At 60.8% G+C, this 17,803-nt stretch carries 13 protein-coding genes; 5 read left to right on the top strand and 8 right to left on the bottom strand.

What is annotated here, in order from left to right; translation table 11 throughout:
- The first annotated feature begins 5 nt into the window (after window positions 1-5).
- The gene (locus SAJA_RS04620; protein ID WP_123657493.1) at window positions 6-482 is read left to right on the top strand and encodes a (2Fe-2S)-binding protein; all 477 of its coding nucleotides are present in this window, start codon (window positions 6-8) and stop codon (window positions 480-482) included.
- Window positions 479-2,713: a molybdopterin cofactor-binding domain-containing protein gene (locus SAJA_RS04615; protein ID WP_221180124.1), complete on the top strand. Its 2,235-nt coding sequence runs from the start codon at window positions 479-481 to the stop codon at window positions 2,711-2,713. Before SAJA_RS04620 ends, SAJA_RS04615 begins: the two co-directional genes overlap by 4 nt.
- Window positions 2,714-2,792: 79 nt before the next feature.
- Here SAJA_RS04615 and SAJA_RS04610 read toward each other — a convergent pair whose 3' ends face one another.
- The 3 genes from SAJA_RS04610 to SAJA_RS04600 all read right to left on the bottom strand — a co-directional run bounded on the left by SAJA_RS04610 (window position 2,793) and on the right by SAJA_RS04600 (window position 6,256).
- Window positions 2,793-3,593 (bottom strand): helix-hairpin-helix domain-containing protein, encoded by an 801-nt coding sequence (locus tag SAJA_RS04610; protein WP_123657492.1) that lies wholly within the window; start codon window positions 3,591-3,593, stop codon window positions 2,793-2,795.
- A 503-nt stretch (window positions 3,594-4,096) separates the two neighbouring features.
- Window positions 4,097-5,176: a hypothetical protein gene (locus SAJA_RS04605; protein WP_123657491.1), complete on the bottom strand. Its 1,080-nt coding sequence runs from the start codon at window positions 5,174-5,176 to the stop codon at window positions 4,097-4,099.
- Window positions 5,177-5,335: 159 nt separating this feature from the next.
- Window positions 5,336-6,256 (bottom strand): OmpW/AlkL family protein, encoded by a 921-nt coding sequence (locus tag SAJA_RS04600; RefSeq protein ID WP_123657490.1) that lies wholly within the window; start codon window positions 6,254-6,256, stop codon window positions 5,336-5,338.
- Window positions 6,257-6,511: 255 nt separating this feature from the next.
- Here SAJA_RS04600 and SAJA_RS04595 point away from each other — a divergent pair, with 255 nt between their 5' ends.
- Together SAJA_RS04595 and SAJA_RS04590 are read left to right on the top strand one after the other, a co-directional pair.
- On the top strand, window positions 6,512-6,715 hold the full coding sequence (locus SAJA_RS04595; RefSeq protein ID WP_123657489.1) for an addiction module protein: 204 nt from the start codon (window positions 6,512-6,514) through the stop codon (window positions 6,713-6,715).
- On the top strand, window positions 6,715-7,008 hold the full coding sequence (locus SAJA_RS04590; RefSeq protein WP_123657488.1) for a type II toxin-antitoxin system RelE/ParE family toxin: 294 nt from the start codon (window positions 6,715-6,717) through the stop codon (window positions 7,006-7,008). The genes SAJA_RS04595 and SAJA_RS04590 overlap by 1 nt, the downstream gene beginning before the upstream one ends.
- Before the next feature lie 32 nt (window positions 7,009-7,040).
- Here the strand turns inward: SAJA_RS04590 and SAJA_RS04585 are convergent, their stop codons facing one another.
- The 5 genes from SAJA_RS04585 to poxB form a co-directional block, all read right to left on the bottom strand.
- Window positions 7,041-7,928, bottom strand: a complete 888-nt coding sequence (locus tag SAJA_RS04585; protein WP_123657487.1) for an REP-associated tyrosine transposase — start codon at window positions 7,926-7,928, stop codon at window positions 7,041-7,043.
- Between the two features lie 423 nt (window positions 7,929-8,351).
- Window positions 8,352-8,993, bottom strand: a complete 642-nt coding sequence (locus SAJA_RS04580) for a hypothetical protein (protein ID WP_123657486.1) — start codon at window positions 8,991-8,993, stop codon at window positions 8,352-8,354.
- Window positions 8,994-9,062: 69 nt separating this feature from the next.
- Window positions 9,063-13,019 carry an Ig-like domain-containing domain gene (locus tag SAJA_RS04575; protein WP_184999749.1) on the bottom strand — a complete coding sequence of 1,319 codons (3,957 nt, stop codon included), beginning with the start codon at window positions 13,017-13,019 and terminating at the stop codon, window positions 9,063-9,065.
- A 945-nt stretch (window positions 13,020-13,964) separates the two neighbouring features.
- Window positions 13,965-14,537, bottom strand: a complete 573-nt coding sequence (locus tag SAJA_RS04570; RefSeq protein WP_123657484.1) for a DedA family protein — start codon at window positions 14,535-14,537, stop codon at window positions 13,965-13,967.
- A gap of 78 nt (window positions 14,538-14,615) precedes the next feature.
- The gene (gene poxB / locus SAJA_RS04565) at window positions 14,616-16,346 is read right to left on the bottom strand and encodes a ubiquinone-dependent pyruvate dehydrogenase (protein WP_123657483.1); all 1,731 of its coding nucleotides are present in this window, start codon (window positions 16,344-16,346) and stop codon (window positions 14,616-14,618) included.
- A gap of 649 nt (window positions 16,347-16,995) precedes the next feature.
- On the opposite strand from poxB, the gene SAJA_RS04560 reads away from it, so the two are divergent.
- Entirely contained in the window at window positions 16,996-17,802 is an 807-nt protein-coding gene (locus SAJA_RS04560) for a formate/nitrite transporter family protein (protein WP_123657482.1), read from the top strand.
- Window position 17,803: the final 1 nt, after the last annotated feature.

The raw sequence follows: 17,803 nt of genomic DNA, 5'->3' as shown, positions 1-17,803 counted from the left end.
GCGCGATGACTTATCGATTGATCGTCAACGACACGGCCCACGACATCGATGCGCCGGGCGATATGCCGCTGCTCTACGCGCTGCGCAATCATCTTGATCTCAAGGCCACGCGCTATGGCTGCGGGCTGGCCGAATGCGGGGCCTGTGCCGTGTTCGTGGGCCGCGACGTGCGCCAGAGTTGTGTGTTGCCGCTCGCCGCGGTCGATGGGCCGGTCACCACCGTGGAGGGTCTAGCCCCGGGTGACGCGCTCTCGCCCGTTCAGCAGGCTTTTATCGATGAACAGGCCGCCCAGTGCGGGTATTGCATCAGCGGGATGATGATCGCCGCCACCGCGTTGCTGGCCGACACCCCGGACCCGGACGACGCGGCCATCGCCGCCGCCTTGACCTCCAACCTTTGCGGCTGCGGCACACACGTACGCATTGTGCGGGCGATCAAGCGCGCCGCTCGCATGCAGCGTCAGGCGCGGAACGCCACGTGAGTCTCACCCGACGCGACGTGCTCAAGAGCGTGCCCGGCCTCGTGGTGGGCTTTGGTCTGTCCATGCCGGGCGTGGCCACGGCCGCGCGTTTTGTAGCTGATATGGCTGAAACCACCCGCACCGACCAACTCCGCGCCGGCGGCGTGGATGCCTGGCTGGCCATCGACGCCGCCGGCCGGGTGACGATCTATAGCGGCAAGGTCGAGCTGGGCACAGGTGTAGCCACGGCCCTGCGCCAGTTGGCGGCCGGCGGGCTGGACGTGGCCTTTGCCGACACGCGTCTGCTCCAGGCCGATACCGCCCTCACGCCGGATCTGGGCTATACCGCGGGCAGCAAGACACTACAAAGCGGCGGCACCCAACTGGCCCACGCGGCACGCCTGGCCCGGGCCGCCCTGATCGAGCGCGCCGCCGCACGTCTTGGCGTTGCCGCCGATACATTGACGAGCGCCAACGGGCACGTCGTGGGCCATGCAGCATCGAGCGCTCAACGCCTGTCCTACGCTGCGCTGATCGCCGACGGCATCGACCGGCCCCTGGCGGCCGAATTACCCGCGTTCGCGCCGGCTGTACATCGCGGGCCGGTCGGCCAATCGATCGCGCGGGAAGACATCCCCGCCAAGATCGCCGGCAGGTTTACCTACATGCAGGATCTCGTGGTGCCCGGCATGTGGCACGGCCGGGTGATCCGCCCGCCGACCACCGGCGCGTTCTCGCCCGATGCCGCGCGCCTGATCGCAATCGATGCCTCTGACCTACCCGAGGCGGCACAAGTCGTGCGCGTGGGCCGTTTCGTGGGCGTGGTCGCCCCCGATGAATGGCAGGCCATGCAGGCCGCCGAGCGACTGCGCCTTGCATGGGACACCACCATGACGGTGCCGGCCGGCGATGCGCTGTTTCCGCATCTGGAAACGCTGCCGGCCACGCGGGATGTGATACGCGACACGGGCCCGGCCGCACTGGGCAGCGATGCCCACACGGCGACCTATCACTGGCCGTTTCAAAGCCATGATTCGATCGGCCCGTCGGCGGCGATTGCTGATGTAAGCCCTGACGGCGTGCATATCTGGTCGGGCACACAAGGCGTGTATCCGCTGCGCGCCGCGCTGGTTGAGCTGCTGGGCCGCGACGATATCCGTGTGAGCTACGTCGAGGCCTCGGGCTGCTACGGCCATAACGGTGCTGATGATGCCGCAGCGGATGCGGCCCTGCTCTCGCGGGCCGTGGGCCGCCCGGTCCGCGTGCAATGGTCGCGCGCCGACGAACACGGCTGGGCGCCCTTGGGCTGTGCCATGCGTATGCGGCTTGGCGCCACGCTGGGTAACGACGGGGCGATCACTGCCTGGCAGTTCGATAACCGCACGCCCACCCATCTGAACCGCCCGGCCAAACAACTGGGTGCCGCCAGCCTGTTGGCCGGCCAGCTCGCGCGTGATCTGGTGCCCGATACGCGCCACGTTGGCGGCGACCGGAACACGATCTCGGGCTATGACCTGAAAGCAGAACATATCGTCGTCAACTGGCTGGCCAACCGGGACATGCCGCTGCGCGCATCGGCCCTGCGCACGCTGGGGGCCATTCAGAACACCTTTGCCAACGAGTCGTTCATGGACGAGCTGGCCCACGCGGCCGGGCGTGATCCGTTGGCGTTTCGCCTGGCCCACCTGCACGAACCGCGGGCCCGGCGCGTGTTGGAAACCGTGGCCCACGCCGCGGGCTGGCAAGCCGGCGAGTCCGCACCCGGCACCTGGCAGGATGACGGCGCGCGCGGGCGCGGCATGGCCCAGCTCACCTATGAAAACAACGCCGCCCGCGTGGCCGCGGTCGTGGCCGTTGTGGTGGGCACGCACGGTATTCGTGTGACCCACGCCTGGGTGGCCCACGACTGTGGGCCCGTCGTGAACCCCGACGGCCTGCGCAATCAGATCGAGGGCAACGTGATCCAGGCCATCAACCGCACGCTCAACGAGGCCATCACGTTCGACCCCTACGGCATCACCAGCCTGGAATGGAGCGCCTACCCGCTGGCCGATTTCGCGGCTCTGCCAGAAATCGACATCACCCTGATCGACCGGCCCGACCAGCCGATTCTGGGCGCAGGTGAGGCCACCTCCGCGGCCATTCCCGCCGCGATCGCCAACGCGGTTCATGCCGCCTGCGGCCTGCGTCTGCGCACGGTGCCCTTCAAGCGAGGCGCTCTAATGACTGCTCGCCGCGAACACAGCGCTTGATGAGCTGCAAGCAAGCCGTTTCGGCCTGGTTACGGCGTCGAGAACCGACGAAGTGCGTCGAGCCGGCGTCTCGTGGAGATCAGTCGTGGCCGGGTGGCGGGCCGAGCCGCTCGCCGCGTGTGGGCCGACAGGCGCGTTCGGCCAGTTGCTCGGCAGCACGTTTGATCCGCTGGGCGTCGGTATGACGGTTGTCCAGGGCGGCCGCCAATGTGCTTTGGTCGGCGGCAGCGACAGCCGGAATGCTTTTCAGATCGTAAGCCTCCAGGCGCTTGCGCGTCTTCTGGCCCACCCCGGGCAACAGATCGACCGTTAGCTGAAAGCGTGAAAGCGGAAACAGCGGCTGTAGCTCACAGTGCCGCGCGGTGAATTCAGTAAAGGCTTGGCGTTCGCCCAGCGCGTTTATCGCCACGATCTTGGTCATCGCACAGGCGTGTGACTCCACGATCTTGCGGTAAATGCCCAGGTAGCGCACATAACTGTCAACGTCGACCGGGCCGATATCGGATTGATACCGCTTGTCCAGCCTGAATCGATCGCTTGTTGGAGCCGCGCCATACGTCGTATGCAGCGATAACCAGCAGCCATCCGGCTCTTGGCCGTGGGTAGATTCCAGTTCGGGAGCACAGCAGGTATAGCGCCGTAAGCGCGATGCCGGCGTGCTTAAACACAGGGCCGGCATGAAGGCATACCCCGGGCCGGGTTCGCTTGGCCACTGTCGACATCGCACCCGCGATATAGCGCCGGCAAGCAGACGATAACCCGCGGTCATATAACGCGTATCGCGCACGAGCAGGCCGGCCAGTTGCTGGATTGCCGGCTGTGTTGCGGCCGGCTCCGGCCATTCGTCGACGGCGTGATCTGTCGATAGCACACGCGCCATGTCACTACTCCCCTCGTTAGACATTGCCGTTAATCAACGCGAATTGTGTGCTCGGGGCATTACTCGCCAGCGCCACCGTGATCGGCGGCTGCATTCTGCGAAGAAAACACCCATACAGCTCAAAGATAGAACAAATATCCTCGGCACGCGGCCCAGGGCCTGTTGCCGTTTCAGAAGAATCCGCGCCAAGCGCTCCATATTGTGACTATGGGCGGCAATATGAGGCGTAGCGCACTTGGCGCGTCATTCTGCGCAAGTGGGCTAGAACACTGCATTGCCGACGTGTAATTAATTCCCGGGCGCTTGTCTCGAAGGGTTGGGCCGCCGATAAAAGATTCGAGATGGGCGCCCTGCGCCTTTACAAGCCTTGATCGTGGCACGCCACGACGCCGCGACTCGCCCCTTGCAAGCCACACTGCGGACTCGGGGCGAAAGCGGCGCTCGTATGACACGGCAACGGGCCCTAGCATCTTCTATGCCCGCGCCGCGTGCCCAACCAACGACTAGTTCAAATAACTTCCCGCATCGATCTCCTGGGTCGGGGCGCCTTCACCCGGGAAACTGCCCAGGGCCACCAGCGGCGTGCGATGGCCTTCGGCATCGATCCAGATCCGATCCGAGAGATACAGCGCTTCGTTGTAGGCGATCTGGTTCAGCAGCAGATACTGCGCGGCATCGTTGTTCTCGTCGCGGTCGTCGGGGGCCTTGCCCGGCTCGTAGTCGTTATAGATCTCGGCCACCATCTTGATCGCCTCTTTCTGGCGCGCCATGTCCGACTGGCCATAGGCGGCCAGGGCATAGAGCATCGCCGGCAGGGCGATACCGGCCCGGCGGCCGATCTCGGCGGATTGTTGCAGCTGGGCATACGGCTGGGCGCCCTCGGGCGCATTACCCGGCACCGACAGCCACACCACGGCTTCGAGTGCCTTGGGCACGCCCCACCATTGCTGGTTGTCGATACAGTCCGAGGCCCGGCCGGCCTTGGCGGCAATGTTCTGCGGGATACCCACGCTGGAGTTGGCCTGGATATCGTTGAGCAGGCCCTGCACGCCCACCAGCACGCCGGTCAGATACACGAACTGGTCCTGATCGGTGCCCAGCTCGTTGCTCAGGTCCGGGCATTTGTCGGTGCCGATCTCGCCGTAGGCGTTCACGGTGTCCTGATAGACCTGGTAGCGGCGCAGGGCGGTCAGGCGTTCCCAGCGCTGGGCCACGATACGATTATCGCGGGCCACGTCGGTGTTCCCGTTGTGCAGGTTGCGCTGCACCTTCAGGTGGTATTTCTGGGCCTGGATCTCCGAGCAGAACGAGGCGGTGGTGTTGGTCACGATCATCAAGCGCGCCGGGCGCTTGATCACGCGTGAGAAGCTGCCGCCCAGCTGGTTCAACCCCATGCCGGTGCCGCAGGCCGCCAGATCCAGATCGCCCGAGCCCAGGGCATAGGGCACGATCTCGTCGAGGCTGTAGTGGTTCAAGGTATGGCCCACGGGTTTGTAGATCAGCCCGCAGCCGGCCAGGGCCGCGCCGGTCAGCCCGGCGATGGTCCCGACTTTCAACATCTGCATTAGATGGGATGGTTTCATGATGTCTGTTTCCCCTCTTGTGCGGCGCAATCGGCGCCGCACAACGATTTAAAAAAGATCAGTCCCGGGGTGCTTACCTGCAAAGGGAGACTCTGAAAAAAAGCCAGCAAGACCGGATATCGGGATGATCAATTCGTTGACGCCTAGCCCGGCGGCGCGCTAGAAGCGCACCCCCATGGACAGCTGATACAACACGGCCTCGAAACTGTTGGTCGAAGAAATGGTGCCCACATCCACCGGCCCGAAGGCACCGGAGACGTTGTCGGCCCGGACGCTGATATCGTTGAGCTCGGCCTTGACCTCGGCACAGCCCAGATACTGGGCCTCGGCCCCGACAAAGAATTTTTCGGTGATGTTGATATCCACACCCAGCTTGCCGGTACAGGCCCAGGGCTTGGAGAGATACAGCGTGGGCTCGTTCTGGCTGTTCAACAGCGGTTCGTTGATATCGGTGTCGTAGGTATAGAGATACATGGCCCCCACGCCGATATACGGCTGGATACGGGTGTGCACGAACGGCCGATAGACGAAGCTGATGTTCGGCGGAAAGGTCTTGAGCTGGCCGATGTTGCGATTGAGCGTGGGCACCCCGGGATCAATGGCATTGCCGGGGCCGTTGCCGCCCAACGCGTCCGGGGCCAGCGAGGACGTGGCCGCCGAGCCGTCGACCTGGAAGTCGAGCTTGATGGGTGCGGAGATCGTGACCTCGGTGGCCAGGTGATGATTGGTCCAGGGGATGAACAGCCCCAGCGTGCCCGAGGGAAAGAGCTTGTCGTTCAAGCTGCTGCCGGTGCCGTCCAGGCTGGATTCGCCGGGGCCGAACGCCTGGGCCGCCAGGCCCTGGGCGTCCTGAACCTTCAATTCCGAGCTGGTGCCGTAGTAGTCGAGATAGCCGGCGCCAAAGCGCAGATACAGGTTGTTGCCGACGAAGCTGATGGCGTCACCGATCAAGGTGTCGCCGCCGGTGGCTTCAAGATCGCGCATCTGGCCCTGGGCACTGGCGGTGCCGGCCACACACAGGGCACTCAGCCCCAGTGCCAGCCCGGCCAGACTCGCCCGGCCTATTGAATGATGATTCATTGCTCCCCCTTACGGTGCGTTGTGGTGCGAGCCGCGCTTTCCCCTGAAAGCGGGTTTGCGCACGGGTCCCCGTGGTCTGGTTCAGCCCACTCGGATCGGCTATTCGACAGGCTTTGTGAATAGCGGATTCGGCTGGGTTGCCCGGCCATGACAGGTGGTATGCGCCGCCCGGCTGCTTCTTGCGTACCGACCCGCGAGCAGGCGGGCCATGCTTTGCTATGATCTGCCCAGAACGCCTTCGCACGGGAAAACCCCATGACGCTTCTAGAACAGGCCAGTCGCTTGCCGGCGACGGAAAAATTGCGCTTGATCGAACAGCTGATCGCCGAACTCGACTTGCCCGACCCCACGGTCGAAGCCCTTTGGGCCGACGAAGCCGCGGCACGCAGCCAAGCCGTGAAAGAGGGTCGTTTACGGTCGCGCCCGCTGGCCGAAGCGATGGAAAAACACTCGCGTTGATGCAGGTCGAAATCACAGCTCTGGCCGAAGAGGAGCTGGACGAAGCGGTCACCTGGTACCGAGCGCAAGCCCCAGCCACCGAGCAACGGTTCCTGGCCGAATTTCAAGCCGCCACACGGCGGATAGCCGCGTATCCCGCGCTGTATACCGAAATACGCCCGAATGTTCGCCGCGGCCTGATGAATCATTTTCCATACAGTCTTGTCTACGAGTGCGACGGCCACGTGCTGCGTATTCTCGCTGTTGCCCATCAGCATCGCCGACCGGCGTATTGGATCGATCGGGTGCGTTAGAACAGGCGGACGCCGATCCGTTGTCAGAGTGGTCATGCGCGAACCTCACGCGGTGATCCGGTCGTTTCCGGGTGGACGCGCTCAGCCGCTTTAAAGCGCTTTACCGCCCGACTGACTGTGGCGTAGTGCACGCCAAAATGATCGGCAATCTCGCGTTGGCTATAACCACCGGCCAGATAAGCCCGGGCCATGGCCTCATGCCGCGAATGGCCCGCGCCGCTATAGGTCGTCAGTGGTCTGGGCGGTGCCCGGCGTTGCATACGCGGCACTTCGCGTAGATCGCCGCCAAGCCCCCGGTTCTGCATATCGGCAACAAAGGCTTCATCGCCCAGATACAGCTGCCCGCGTAAATGTGACCAGATCGGCTCTTGTCCCACGCCCGCACGTACGAAGTCGGCATACGCGGCAATCGCCGCCGAGCGGGTCATCCCGAACTGGCCCAACAGCCAATCGCGTTCCATCCACGAGGCAACGGCCGTGTGGCGGACCATGGCCGAGTAACTGCTCCAGGGCCACTCGCCAACCGTATCCACCATGAAGGCGCGCACCGGGTTAAGCACCACATAACGCGCAACTTCCAGCAAATAGGCTTCTTTTTCTACGAGAATAGCCTTGTAGCGCCCCTGAAACAGATGTCCGACGCGACGATAAGCTCGGTTTACATACTGGGTATAGACGCCGTTGACCTGGCGCATCCCGTGCGACAGATTGCCCTCGGGCGTTTCAATCAACAGGTGATAATGGTTCGTCATCTGACACCACGCATGACAGCGCCAGCCATAGCGTTCGCAGACCTCGCCCAGCACATCAAGCCACGCCCGGCGATCGGCATCAGCGAAATAAATCGCCCCGCGCTGATCACCACGCGCCGTGACGTGATACACGCCACCGGCTAAATCGATACGTAACGGTCTGCTCATCAGAACAACAATCCCTGGTCGTGGTATCCAATCGATCAACCCACTCGAATAAACCGCCACACAACGGCTCATTCGGCTGGGCTGAAACCCGACACGAACAACGACGCCGCACCGGGAATTTCAATTTTTACGAAATCTAGTCTCAAACTACTCAAACGTGGCAATGCAAGACCTCACGCCGCTAACTCTCCTGTGACCTAGTTCAGCCCACTCGCATCGGCCATCGAGCGATGACGGATGCGGCTGGGTTGAAGGCCCGGCACACGCCGAAGCGTGTGCCGGGGTTTTCGTTAAAGCCTGGAAGTCGAGTCTTAGTCGTCACATCTCAAAAATGTGGCAATGCAAGACCTGACCCCGTTGGCTGAGTCTTGATCGCCACACTTCACGAATGTGGCAATGCAAGACCTGATCCCGTCGGCTTCTTTACTGCACGTTCACATCTGGCGCGTCGGACATGTTCGGCTGAACCGTCAAACCGGACGGCTGTGTTGTGACGACGTTACAGCCGTCGAACGAGGCATCGAACGTAAACTGCGACGGGTCAGAGACGTCATTCAGCCCGTTAGAGAACTTAGCGGTGACATTGCCTGTGCAATCCGAGAGTAGCGGTACTTCAACCATGACGTTCTGGAAGGTAACGTCTGCGGCGGTAAGAGGCCCTTGGTTAAGTGCTTGCTGCGCTACTGAATCCGGGACAAACGCTTCCCAAGTCCCCGGGTTTTCCGGAGTCCCTGTGCGGCCCTGAGTGAAGCCGACCACGTCGATGTCTGGGCAGAACTGCTCGCTTCCGGTGACCGACCCGGAGGTGACATCGATATAGATGCCTGCCGGATCTGTTGTGTTAGACACTTCACCAGTCAAACGTAGGTCACAGGTCGAGCCCACGTTGCCCAGAAAAGTGCTTTTCGTCAGGTTGGCCTTCCCAAGAAAAGTGAACTGCCCTTCCGGCATGACGTTTGGCGCGGCCGGCTGAGCAACTGCCGCGGTGGCAGTTACCGACAACGTTGCTACGGCGATAGCGATTTTAATATTAGCCACTTTCATATCTATCTCCTCATTTTTCACAACTCGCTCGGTATGGTTCGATGCGAGGTGCCGAGCTTCACTCACGCAAACTTGTCTCTAAAACCGAATTTATCGACTAGGAAACGCTTCGCCTCCATGTATGGGCGCGCCTAGAAGTTGGAGCGCTTGTTCTCCTGCGAGGGTTGGCGCTGGCGTCGGCCCACCGGTCGCATCCGCAACGACTATGAATCTTTTAGTGTTCAAAGTGCTGATCGCCAATCGCCCGTTTTGCTGGAAGCCCACCGGACCTACGACTTGAATATTGACGTCTTGTTGCGCTACGCGAGTGGCGCTACCGTTATCCAAGTCGTCGATATAGCCGTCGGCGTTGACCGTAACCGTGAGATTCGCGACGAAGCATGGCGCATAGTTATATGGCTTCGCATAATCAGAGTCGACAGAGTCCCGGCGGGTGATGGTCCCGCTACACCGAGGAACGATGTAACCTCGCTGCGGCTGTTGCGTGGCAACTCCGTCGGCATCGATCTGATACGGGAATCTCAATATCAATCGACCGGTCACTAGCGAGAAGAACGAAAGAGACGTCCCGGTCAAGATGCCACTTGGCGGCAATTCGACGGGAATGCACGTCTTTCTCGTGTTTTCGCCAATCACCGAATTCCCGTTATTCAAGGTTAGGCCAAAGGCCTCATCGCACTCCCTGCCGAATTGCGCAGGTTTGATTCGAATCGGTCGCTCACCTCCCAAGAATGAAGCTACCGGCGGTGCTGCTGATAATGCGGTCTCGAAGATATCGGAATAAACAACATTTGGTAGTTGAGCCCGCTCTCGTCCCAGTTCGTCAGGAAATTCCGTGGTCACGTCGCCTTGGCTGCTAGTAAGCTGATCAGTAACTGTTCCATTGAAGCCGACCGGGAATTGGACGAATGAAAACAAACCATCAGGAATTGCCGTAGCTTGGACATTTCCGTTGTCGAAAAAACCGTTACCGTTGGTATCGGCTTCAGGCAACGCGCGTAGAACAGTCGCATAATCCGAGGTCGGCGCAGTCGCGGTGAACGGCATCACAATGTCGGGGCCACCACCACCGCGATAATCAGAAAAGCAGTTTGTCTCTTGTTGTGGTGCCGGCGTCGGACTATTCCCTGGGCAGGTATCGAACGCACTATTCCCACCAGCTAAAACATTTGCTTTGGTCCCAGTCGACGACAAAGGATTAGTATTTAGAGCGAATCCGCTCTGCCCTATGACTGTGGATTGCGAGCTGCAACTGCTGGCTGGACTTTGATTGTCCGGATCCAGGTTGTTTGCACTTCCGCAAACGACAACCCAGTACCGCTGCCCGGCTTGGAAGCCTGCGGCCGGCTTAAACTGAAATCCCCGTGTTAGCCCCGAATTAGGTGAAAGTTTCGCTAGGGCGCCAGGGACAACGCCTTCGCATTGCCCAGCAGACATTTTCTGGATCGCAATTGTTGCGCCATCAACGGTATTTCCCGACCCGCCAATCAAGCATCCATTGGCTAATTTGACAGATTCTGACTGGACTGCCTTGGAAAAATATCCGACTACCGGAAAATTGGAAGGAGATTTGAAGACGTCGTATACGCGCCTCGTGCTCTGAATATTTTGCACCCCTTCCAATTTCGGCGATGAGTATGTTCGGCTAGAAACAGGAGCAAACTGCTCAGCTTCGTCTGGATCGTCGCCGACGCATCGACCGGCCTGACTTCCGCCGTCCATAAAGTAATCAGCCGAATTGGACGTATCCGGCATCAGTGCGCAAGGAACACCGGGTGTCAAAGTGGTGAGAAACGGAGCGGTTTGTCGAACGGTTTCCGTGTCACTTTGCTCTAGTTGAGTGATCGAGCCATCGTCATCTCGCGGCAACACCAAGGGTTGCGTGTTGAAGTCAAAAGTGTCGCTGACGCCACCGCGCATAGATCGGTCAAGCGGATTTCCGTTTAAGTCGGTGATCCCACCGCCGAGCGACACGGTATATTTCGTGTCCGCATCGAGACGTTCAACAGGTGAGACAACGAGACTTGAACCTTCGATGCGACTGCGAACAGAGATTGTTTCACCGTCAGCGTTCATCATCTGAACCCGCGTAATGCTCGCTGGATCAACTGCTTCGGAGAACAAGAAAGCCGGGCTTGTATCTACCGATACAGCATTTGGACGCGGCTCGGGAAAATTGAACGTAGCTGTGGGGTTATCGTCGTCGCCGACGCCGGATCCAAAGATAAAGCGTTCTGCCATTAAATCCCGGCATTTCTGCTCGTTGGCCGACAGGCTCGTGGTGCCGCTTAACCCGGGCAAAACGTCGCTGGCATTGAATATGGGTGAAAACGACGCGCTGTCACTGTCGAAAGACAGCGTGTTGAATACGTAACTACAAGCCGTCGGGTACTGTGCCGTTATGAATGGCGCACCCTGGTCCGCCATGATCGTTGGCTGATCATCCGAACTAGCCGGCAACGTCAACTCTAATTCGAAGTTAGCGGCGGCCTCTGCATCACGATTCACCGAGATTGGCAATGCCCCATAGAGCACGAGGCTAATATCCCCATTGTCTTGCGGAATAGCCACACCCGAGGCCAGCACGTTCAACGCGGTCTGATTGACCACACCGTTTGAAAGCGCTTCGATCGGGCTGTTCGGACTGACCTGACCAAAAATGTTTAGGTCGAGACGCTGCGCCACCCGCGTCGGCGTCTCAACGTTGGAAAGATCATTCGCCAGCAGATACACGTCCGAATCGTTGGCGAACTGGACGTCGAGATTGTCCAGATTGACCGGCGTATCGACCACGGCCTCGCTAAAGGTGCCGTCGTCGTTGAGTTGGCTGCCAAGCGCCAAGTTGAAGTTCTGAAGCAGAAACTTCTGCCCCCGCGGCAACACCGTCGGGATCTTGCCGCCAAACCGCTGACCGTTGAAAGCCGCCAGGCGCACCTGCAGCCCGCCCTGTTCGGGGCTGGGTACGGCGGCCAGGTCATAGCTGCCGATGAGCTGGCTGGCCAGCTCGATGTTGTTGGCCGTGCGGCCGGTCAACGGGCTGGACATGCTGTCGTTGTCGTCATCGTCGTTGCCGATGACGCCGATGCGCAGGCGCTGGACCACATCGACCCGATCGCCGGTGTTGATGCTCAGCGGGGTGACGTTGAACGAATCGGTACCGGAGAGGGTTTGCCCCGAGGCGGAGACGAAGTCGTCGTCGAAGTTGACGGTGTACTGGACGCCGGCTTCGAGATCGTCGCCGTCGTACTGATCGGCGTCCTGGTTGCTGGGATCGGGGTTGATGCTGCCGGGGTCGAAGACGAAATCCTTGCCCAGCACAGAGAGGCGACCGGCGACATTGCTGCCGTCCGGGCCGGTGACGGCCACGGTGCAGTTGTCGTCGCCCAAGGATTCGCTGCCGGTACAGAGTTTGACGCTGCCTTCGTCGACCGGCTGGGAGAAACGCGCCCGCAGGGTGTTGAACTGGGTGAACGGGAAGGATTCGCCGTTGATCGGGAAGCCGGCATCGCTGCCCGTGGGGAAGTTGACGAGCGTGAAATCGGCTGACGTGGCCGCGCCGCCGGCGGCGGCCGTGCTGAAGGCGAACAGGGTGTCGCCGTCGGCGAACTCGGTGTTGTCGTCGTCGCCAATGGTGCCCTGGGCGACCACGGCATAGGTGGTGGCCGGGGCCATGCGGGCGTCGGAATCCGCCGGGTAGATATTGAAGATGCCGTTGCCGCGATCCACGACGCGGGCCGGCAGTACGTTGCCGGTCTGGGTATCGACCAGCTGCACGTCGCCGGCCGCATCGCCGTTGAAGGCGAAGGCGATGGTGGTACCGGGATAGACGTCGGTCTGGCCGTCGACGGGATAGGAGAACGCCAGGCCGGCCGGCTGGTCGGGGTTGTTGGCCCCCACGTTCGTACCGGTATCCGGGCTGCCGGCGCCGCCGTTGTCGCCGCCGTCGCCGGAGGTGCAGGCAGTGAATGTGCCGGCCAGCAGACAGCCGAGTAGTACGGCAGGCAGTGCTCTGGCAGGTGCTGCGCCTTTCAGGATGCGCCCCCGCATCGCTCGAGATCGGTGAGTCATTCTTATCCCCCTGTGCATGGTATCCCCGGCCCCCACGGCCGGCAGGAATGCTCACAGTCTTTATCAATGACTCATTTTGAAAACGCAAATTTTATATGGGGTTATACACTTACTTTCGAGGGGGAATATCAATGCAAATCACTGAATCGTAAAATCTATCGGTTCAGAAAATTTTTTTGCTGTGCTCCATTGCCGCTATTTTCAGTCGCGCAAATCGCGCGACCTCACCTTGCCGCCACCTCTTGCATATAATACGTAACTATATGATTAAAATGAATAAAATTTTATACGCCAAAAATACCGTGCTTATTATTCGGAGCGATATACCGACTCAAGCCGAGACTTCCATATCCGTTTCTCGTCTAATGGCGCGGTTTCTAATACTTAAGTCTAACTCGAATTATCCATTGCCCAAAGTGGCTCTATCGGCCGCCCTTAGGCCTTATGAATGCTTGCTTTAATCGTTTGGTCGGCCACGCTCGCTCCCCCTGTCTTATCCACGAGCGTCGTCACATCAAGTATTTCCTTTGACCGCTCTTTATATAAACAAAACAGTGTTTCAAAAAACAAACACTACCGAACGGTGCTTAGCCTCTCCGAAAAACAGATTATAAGCCTCTGTTTTTACGGGAATACATGGATTTCATGCTTTATCTGGCAACGGGCTCTGACAGCACGCGATGTTGGCACCATCGGCGAAACGCCGCTCGGCCAACCACTGGCCTGAGTGGCCGACGATCGATAAATACGAAAACTCGGGGCACGCCCAGGCAAGGAACAAACACATCAATCGGGACTGACAAACAGGCTTGGACCTGGACAGATAACCGGGGACGCGGCCTGTGTTAGCGAGTCAACCCTTCGTCGTAATACGGATTACCTAGGCCGGTGCGACAAGCCCGTGTATCCGCCATTTACGAGCGCTCAGTCTTTTTTCAGAACGCGGATCAGGCGCACGAGATAGAGTACGCCCACCAGAACCAGAAGAGCCTGGCCGACCCGCAGTGCGTTCATGCCCATCACGGCGTGTGAGAGCCAGTGGCCAGTCAGAACGAGCACACTGGCCCAGCCGGCAGACCCCACCATGGTGAACAGAAGAAACCGCGGAAACGGCATGCGGTGGAAGCCGGCCGGCAACGAGACCATGGAGCGCATGCCGGGTACCAGCCGGCCGAGGATGACGAGTGCCGCACCATGACGTGTGAACCAGCGCCCGGAGCGATCGACATCGGCCGGAGTGAGCAACAGCCAACGCCCTGGCCCCACCAGAAAGCGTTTGAAACGCGCTTCGCCGGTCAAACGCCCGGCGATGTAGATTGGCAGGGTACCCACGGTCAGGCCGAGGGTGGCCGCCAGTATAGCCCCGCCGATAGCCATGCCGTGGCGGTTAAACAGGGCTGAGGCAAACGGAATCGAGGCCTCGGCAGGCAGTGGCGGCACGAGATTGACGAGACACATGGCCAGCGCCAGATATCCATAGGCCTCGAAGTCGATCACGTGCGCTCGGGTGGTGGCATCACGTTAAGAGTGTGGCGTGTTCGATGGCCGGATGCGAACCCGCCACTCCCCAAGTGCTCAACGCCCGAACCAGTTGGTCTTGCCCAGGTCGATGACTTCGTCGCCCCGGCCGTTCATGACGGCCTTCATCATGTAGAGCGAAAAACCGCGGGCCTGCTTGGCTTCGATGCGCGGCGGCATGGAGAGTTCCTGCTTGGCCGTGTGCACGTCGATGACGGCTGGGCCGTCGTGAGCGAATGCCTTGGCCAGGGCATCGTCGAGGCCCGATGAATCCCGCACGGTCACGCCGTATATGCCCAGCGATTGAGCCAGGCCAGCGTAATCCACGCTGGGCAGGTCCGTGGTCTTGTCGATATAGCCGGCGGCCTTCATCTCCATGGCCACGAAGCCGAGCGTTTCGTTGTTATAGACGATGACCTTGACCGGCAGATTTTCCGCGGCCAGCGTGATCAGATCACCCATGAGCATGGACAGGCCACCGTCACCGGCCAGGGCCACGACCTGGCGGCCCGGGTAGGCTGCCTGCCAGCCCATGGCTGCCGGGATGGCCACGGCCATGGAGCCGTGCATCCAGGAGCCGGCCAGACGGCGCTTGCCGTTCAATTTGAGATACCGCGCGGCCCAGACGGTGGGCGTGCCGACATCGGCCGTGAATACAGCATCCTCAGCGGCCAGTTCGGAGGCACGGGCGGTCAGGTACTGCGGGTGCAGCGGCTTGCCGTCGTCGCGGGCACTGGCCAACTCGTCGAGATCCTTGCGGGCTTCGCGATAGTTGTCCTGGCTGATCTTGAGAAAACGGGTGTTGTCGTGCGTGTCCAGCCGCGGCAGGAGCGCATCCAGCGTGGGGCCGATATCGCCGATCAGGCCCATGGCGAGCTGGGATCTACGTCCCAGGTGATGCCCGCGGATATCGATCTGGATGATGTTGCCGTGGTCGGGGAAGAAATCCCGGTACGGGAAATTGGTGCCCAGCATGACCAGCAGATCGCATTTCTTGAGCGCCTCATAGCCCGAGGAGAATCCGATCAGCCCGGTCATGCCGACATCGTAGGGGTTGTCGTATTCCAGCGACTGCTTGCCGCGCAGGGCGTGCACGACCGGGGCCTTGACCTTGTCGGCCAGGGCGACGACCTGGTCGTGATAGCCGTGGCAACCATAGCCACCGAGGATCGCGATGTTATCGGCGCTGTTCAGACGCTCGGCCAGGTCATCGAGGGCCCCCTCAGGCGGCACCGTCACGCCGCGTACCGGCGGCTGCCAGCGCACGCGCTCGACGGGGGAATCGGCCAGGGCCACGTCGCCCGGCAAGACGATGACCGAAACCGAGCGGTTGACGATGGCGCTGTTCATGGCCGCTTCGAAGACCTGCGGCAACTGGGCGGCATTGGAGACCAGCTCGCAGTAGTCGCTGCATTCGGCGAACAGGTTCTGGGGATGGGTTTCCTGAAAGTAGCCCAGGCCAATCTCGGATGAAGGAATCTGGGCGGCGATGGCCACCATGGGTACGTTGGCTCGCTGGGCCTCGAACAGGCCGTTGATCAGATGCAGATTGCCTGGCCCGCAGGACCCGGCACATACCGACAGCGCATCGCGAGCCTCGGCTTCGTACGTGGCCGCCAGGGCAGCGACTTCTTCATGACGTACGCCACGCCAAGCGATTTCATAGCGTACGCGCAGTGATTCGGTAAAGCCGTTGAGCGAGTCCCCGGGCAGTCCCCAGACGTATTTCACATCGGCCTGGATGAGCAGATCGACGAGCAGATCGGCAACGGTTTTGGTCTTGGCCATGACGGTACGGCGTAGCTGATTATTGGGTGCATGGTACACCCGCGCGATGAATCAGACGCGCAGATAACCCGGTAAGCGCGCGCCGTTCACGAGACTGCTCCCGACGTGCGCCGAGCGTTATTTCTGGCGATCGATTGCGATCGCTATGCCGATAAAGGTTCCCATGCCGATCACCACCGACGCACTAAAAACGATGTATTAATCGTATTGGACTACCTCGTTGGCCTTGTTTTTCAGAGCGCTGAATACGCGGGCAATAACGCCGCTACAACACACAACGCCGGCGCCACAGCCCCATAAAATCACGACTTCATCGTTAGGGCCTGTTGCCGTTTCATACGAGCCCGCGTCAAGCGCTCCATATTGTGACTATGGGCGGCAAGACGAGGCGTAGCGCACGCCGCGCAGTCGTCGTCGCGCAGTGGGCTAGAACGATGTATTGCGGTAAGACAGCGCTTGTCCTTTCGGGTTAGCACGCCCATAAAAAATCGAAGATGGGCGCCGTGGCGCTGGCAAGCCTTGATCGTGGCACGCCACGACGCTTCTACTCGCGCCTTGCAGGACACACCGCAGCCTCTGGGCGAAAGCGGCGCTCGCATGAAACGACAACAGGCCCTAGGCTATAGCGCCTGCTTCAAGCCCCTGCCCCATGCCCCAGAACACCGGTCCGGACGATACGCCGAGCACGCGGCTTTCGGCGCGCCAGGTTTACCAAAGCATTCGCCACGACGGCGAGGAGGAGATGGCCCGCCCCCTGGGTTCGTTGTGGTGGTCGGGCATTGCCGCGGGTATCGCGATTGCCTCGTCGGTGGTGGCCAAGGGCCTGTTGCACGCCGAGCTGCCGGACTCGCCTTGGCGCACGGTGCTGGCGGATTTCGGTTACTGCGCGGGTTTTGTGCTGGTTGTACTCGGGCGCATGCAGTTGTTTACCGAGAATACGATCAGCGTGGTCCTGCCGCTCATGGCGCGTACGAGCTGGCATGCGCTGTTCTGCACGCTGCGGCTGTGGGGCGTCGTGTTCGTGGCCAATATGGTGGGGACGTTCGTGGCGGCCGCATTCGTGGTGTTGGTGGGCGAGGCCGCCACGCCGGGGCATCTGGAGGCGATGCGCTCGATTGCCGAACACGCCATTCTGGGGCGCGATTTTCTATCGATGCTGCTGCTGGCGGTGCCGGCGGGCTTTTTCGTGGCGGCGCTGGTGTGGATGCTGCCCAATGCGCGCGGCTTTGAGATCTGGGTGATCGTGTTGCCGACGTATCTGATTGCGCTTGGCGGCTTTGCGCATGTGGTGGTGGGCTCGATGGAAGTCTGGCTGTTGGTGCTGACGAACCAGTTGAGCGTGATCGACGGCCTCTGGGGCTTCGTCGTGCCGGCGCTGATCGGCAATATTCTGGGCGGCACGGTGCTGTTTTCATTGCTGGCCTATGGCCAGGTGCGCCTGGAGATCGACGACTGAA

Origin of the sequence: Salinisphaera japonica YTM-1 (assembly GCF_003788585.1) — a bacterium.
Taxonomy (GTDB): domain Bacteria; phylum Pseudomonadota; class Gammaproteobacteria; order Nevskiales; family Salinisphaeraceae; genus Salinisphaera; species Salinisphaera japonica.
The sequence above is the reverse complement of the archived record's forward strand: the minus strand, read 5'-3'. Positions and strand labels throughout refer to the sequence as shown.

What these genes read in the sequence shown, in the direction of transcription:
- SAJA_RS04605 (WP_123657491.1), bottom strand. Translation starts at nt 5,176, where the DNA reads ATGAAACCATCCCATCTAATGCAGATGTTGAAAGTCGGGACCATCGCC.
- poxB (WP_123657483.1), bottom strand. Translation starts at nt 16,346, where the DNA reads ATGGCCAAGACCAAAACCGTTGCCGATCTGCTCGTCGATCTGCTCATC.
- SAJA_RS04620 (WP_123657493.1), top strand. Translation starts at nt 6, where the DNA reads ATGACTTATCGATTGATCGTCAACGACACGGCCCACGACATCGATGCG.
- SAJA_RS04590 (WP_123657488.1), top strand. Translation starts at nt 6,715, where the DNA reads ATGCAGGTCGAAATCACAGCTCTGGCCGAAGAGGAGCTGGACGAAGCG.
- SAJA_RS04610 (WP_123657492.1), bottom strand. Translation starts at nt 3,593, where the DNA reads ATGGCGCGTGTGCTATCGACAGATCACGCCGTCGACGAATGGCCGGAG.
- SAJA_RS04575 (WP_184999749.1), bottom strand. Translation starts at nt 13,019, where the DNA reads ATGCGGGGGCGCATCCTGAAAGGCGCAGCACCTGCCAGAGCACTGCCT.
- SAJA_RS04560 (WP_123657482.1), top strand. Translation starts at nt 16,996, where the DNA reads ATGCCCCAGAACACCGGTCCGGACGATACGCCGAGCACGCGGCTTTCG.
- SAJA_RS04585 (WP_123657487.1), bottom strand. Translation starts at nt 7,928, where the DNA reads ATGAGCAGACCGTTACGTATCGATTTAGCCGGTGGCGTGTATCACGTC.
- SAJA_RS04595 (WP_123657489.1), top strand. Translation starts at nt 6,512, where the DNA reads ATGACGCTTCTAGAACAGGCCAGTCGCTTGCCGGCGACGGAAAAATTG.
- SAJA_RS04600 (WP_123657490.1), bottom strand. Translation starts at nt 6,256, where the DNA reads ATGAATCATCATTCAATAGGCCGGGCGAGTCTGGCCGGGCTGGCACTG.